Origin of the sequence: Pseudoalteromonas sp. Z1A6 (genome assembly GCF_011378745.1) — a bacterium.
Taxonomy (GTDB): Bacteria; Pseudomonadota; Gammaproteobacteria; order Enterobacterales; family Alteromonadaceae; genus Pseudoalteromonas; species Pseudoalteromonas arctica.
This window is the reverse complement of sequence record NZ_WTKW01000384.1, coordinates 1-3,671: the sequence shown is the minus strand read 5'-3', so window position 1 is coordinate 3,671 and position 3,671 is coordinate 1. Positions and strand designations below refer to the sequence as shown.

The window sequence follows — 3,671 nt, the reverse complement described above, 5'->3', positions numbered from 1 at the left end:
TATCAATAAAAATAAATAAAAAAACGAGTTAATCTACAGGCTCGTTATATGGCAAGGCGATTATGGCTAATTTTGCAGAATTAAATTTACATGATGCAACTCTAATCAATATTGAATTTGATTGGGTAAATGCTTTAACTATTGTAAGCTTGAAATTGCATCGTGAAAATGTCGTAATTAAGTTTAGTGATTGTACAAACGTGTGTATTCCTCATGAAAATTCTTGGGGACAATCAGCATCTGTAAATACAACTAGCCAAGATGGTAATACGTTTAAAATAGAAATGCAGTCTGGTGATACTATTTCGGTTAATTCAGACTCTTTCTGTGTTGAATAATTGCCATATAACAAGGCGTTCTAACGGATAATGCTCCTCACCCGTTTTAGTGGACACCTCCTCATCACTTTGATGAGGCTAAAATGCCTAGATATACTCAACCTAGGAAGACATGGTTTTACCCAGTTAATTTCAAAATCAAAGTGCAGTGGCATAGTGATTTTGGCCACTATTTACATACAAACTTGTATAAAACCAAGTGGGGATTTTTTATGCCTTAGTTTTATTTAAAACGCCCACTAATGTTAAACTACAAAAAATTTAATTACTTAATATAGCTATGGCATTTTATATTCCTTTATTACAACCTCACTTTAAGCACATTGAAATTGGCGATACGCTTACATCACTTTGGAGTGGGTGTGGCAGTATTGTGCAGTGCCAGCTTGATGATAAAGCCTGTGTTGTTAAAGCGATTAAAATACCCAGCTATATACACCACCCTAAAATTAAGCAAAGCGAATTTGCGCTTGAAAGAAAGCAGTATTCCTATAGCGTTGAATACACTTTTTATAAGCTTTATAGCCAGCATTTACCAGCACATGCGCAAAGTATTGAATGTATAAGCGCAATTAATAAAGGCGATGAATATGCGCTGGTGTTTAAGGACTTCACCAAACATGGATTTACTCAAGCGGGGCAGCAACATGTTAAAGCTATATTAAAATGGCTTGCACACTTTCATGCGTTTAACTTAAGTAAACCCGCAGATGGATTATGGCAGCAAGGCAATTACTGGCATTTAAGCACGCGCCCAGATGAGTTTAATAAATTAAAAACAACGGATGATAAAAAGTCCGATATTAAAAATGCTGCACATAAAATAGATGAGCAACTACAACGTTGTGCGTACAAAACGCTGATTCATGGCGATGCAAAACTTGGTAACTTTGCAGCAAATGAGAGTGGTAAAATACTCGGTTATGATTTTCAGTATATAGGTGCAGGTTGCGGGATAATTGATGTAATGTATTTTATGACCAGTTGCTTAAGTGATGCACAATTACACGAAAGCGCTGATGAGTATCTTGCTTATTATTTTGATAATTTAAAGAATGCTATTGCTACTTATCACCCTTTAGCACCTGCCGATAAAATAGCTGACGATTGGCTCGCTTTATGGCCTGCTGCATGGGCTGACTTTTATCGATTTTTATCTGGCTGGAGCCCTGAGCATCAAAAAATAAATAGTTATATGCAACAGCAAGTAAACAGCTGGTTAGCGAGTAACATTTAATAAACACAAAGGGTTAATGGCTTGCATAAATATCAAGCAAAACAATACATTTTGGCACGATGTATGAAAATCTCTTTAAAACTACAGGTCAAATGACCTTTTTTAATATAAAATACCGCAAATTCTTCTATCACTAGGTTTACATCATGGCTATTCACGTTATTTCTCACCCTCTTGTTCAACATAAATTAGGCCTAATGCGCGCGCATGGTATTAGCACTAAAAGCTTTCGTGAATTGTGTTCTGAAGTAGGTACTTTATTAACCTACGAAGCAACAAAAAACCTACAGTTAGAAGATAACGAAATTACAGGCTGGGATGGCAATAAATTAAAAGTAGAGCATATTAAAGGTAAAAAAATTACCGTAGTGCCTATTTTGCGTGCTGGTCTTGGCATGATGGACGGTGTAATGCAGTTATTACCAGCGGCTAAAGTAAGTGTTGTTGGTCTTGAACGTAACGAAGAAACACTAGAGCCAGTACCATATTTTGAAAAGTTAGTAGGTAATATTGATGAGCGCTTAAGCTTAGTTATTGACCCTATGCTTGCAACGGGTGGCTCAATGATTGCCACAATCGATATGCTTAAAAAAGCAGGCTGTAAAGAAATCAAAGTAATTGTACTAGTTGCAGCACCAGAAGGTGTTGAAAGAACACTTACAGCTCATCCAGATGTAGAAATATTTACAGCCTCAGTGGATAGCCACTTAAACGAAAAGGGCTATATTATCCCTGGTTTAGGCGATGCGGGCGACAAAATATTTGGTACTGTTTAGGAGTCTTAAGTGCAAAATAATGACACCTTTTCAATAAAAACTATTTTAACGGGCGCGCAAATGCTGTTTGTAGCATTTGGTGCGCTGGTATTAGTGCCGCTTTTAACGGGCTTGGATCCTAATGTTGCGCTTTTTACCGCAGGCATTGGTACCTTGCTGTTTCAGGTAGTGACTAAAGGCCAAGTGCCTATATTTTTAGCGTCATCATTTGCCTTTATTGCACCTATTATTGCCGCTGTGCAAATGTGGGGCGTGCCGGCCACTATGGGCGGCTTAATGGTGGCGGGTTTTGCTTATATGCTTTTAAGTTTATTAGTGAAATTTAAAGGCGTTGCAACGCTTCATAAAATTTTACCACCTGTGGTTGTAGGCCCAGTAATTATGGTTATTGGTTTAGCGCTTGCACCTGTTGCTGTAAATATGGCGATGGGTAAAAGTGGCGACGGCAGTATTCAAATTATTGATTACACCAGCGCTATTTATATTTCGTTGTTCTCGTTAGTGGTTACGCTTATTTTTGCAGTATGGGGAAAAGGCGTATTTAAGCTTATACCTATACTAGCAGGGGTTGTAGCGGGTTATTGTTTATCGCTTGGTATGGGCGTTGTGCAATTTGACGCAGTGACTAACGCACAGTGGTTTGCTGTACCAAACTTTACTTGGCCTGAGTTTAAATGGCAGGCTATTTTGTTTATGGTACCTGTAGCAATAGCACCTGCAATTGAGCATATTGGCGATATGATGGCTATTAGCCAAGTAACCAATAAAGACTTTTTGAAAAAGCCTGGGCTTCATCGTACTTTGTTTGGTGATGGCCTTGCGACTTCTGCGGCATCATTATTTGGTGGCCCGCCTAACACTACTTACTCAGAAGTAACGGGGGCAGTTATGCTTACCAAAAACTTCAATCCTAAAGTAATGATGTGGACAGCTGTTATTGCCATTATTTTAGCGTTTGTAGCTAAAATGGGATCTGGTTTGCAAACTATTCCTGTGCCAGTAATGGGCGGAATTATGATTCTACTTTTTGGCTCTATTGCTGTAGTGGGTTTAAATACATTAGTTAAGTCGGGCGATGATTTAACAGCACCACGTAACTTAAGTATTGTTGCACTTATTTTGGTGTGCGGTATTGGCGGTATGCATATTGGTGGCAGCCAATTTAGTTTAGAGGGCGTAAGCCTTTGCGCTATTTTAGGAATAGTACTTAACTTAGTATTACCAAAAGCAGAGCCTGAAAAAGTTTAATTTTGCACATTAGCTAAATAGATTGCACCATAATAGCGCATTTATAATGCGCTATTTTTTTAACCTATTAAT

At 38.1% G+C, this 3,671-nt stretch carries 4 protein-coding genes; all 4 read left to right on the top strand.

Annotation, left to right across the window (positions count from 1 at the left end; translation table 11 throughout):
- Positions 1-62: 62 nt before the first annotated feature.
- The 4 genes from GQR46_RS17480 to GQR46_RS17465 all read left to right on the top strand — a co-directional run bounded on the left by GQR46_RS17480 (position 63) and on the right by GQR46_RS17465 (position 3,599).
- Positions 63-338 (top strand): hypothetical protein, encoded by a 276-nt coding sequence (locus tag GQR46_RS17480; protein ID WP_165741749.1) that lies wholly within the window; start codon positions 63-65, stop codon positions 336-338.
- A gap of 280 nt (positions 339-618) precedes the next feature.
- On the top strand, positions 619-1,575 hold the full coding sequence (locus GQR46_RS17475; protein ID WP_165729564.1) for a phosphotransferase: 957 nt from the start codon (positions 619-621) through the stop codon (positions 1,573-1,575).
- 146 nt (positions 1,576-1,721) lie between these two features.
- Positions 1,722-2,351, top strand: coding sequence for a uracil phosphoribosyltransferase (upp, locus tag GQR46_RS17470; protein ID WP_007580883.1), 630 nt, complete (start codon positions 1,722-1,724; stop codon positions 2,349-2,351).
- Between the two features lie 9 nt (positions 2,352-2,360).
- Entirely contained in the window at positions 2,361-3,599 is a 1,239-nt protein-coding gene (locus GQR46_RS17465; RefSeq protein WP_007580880.1) for a uracil-xanthine permease family protein, read from the top strand.
- The last annotated feature ends 72 nt before the right edge of the window (positions 3,600-3,671 follow it).

Coding starts and splice junctions, on each gene's coding strand:
- GQR46_RS17480 (WP_165741749.1), top strand. CDS start 63: ATGGCTAATTTTGCAGAATTAAATTTACATGATGCAACTCTAATCAAT.
- upp (WP_007580883.1), top strand. CDS start 1,722: ATGGCTATTCACGTTATTTCTCACCCTCTTGTTCAACATAAATTAGGC.
- GQR46_RS17475 (WP_165729564.1), top strand. CDS start 619: ATGGCATTTTATATTCCTTTATTACAACCTCACTTTAAGCACATTGAA.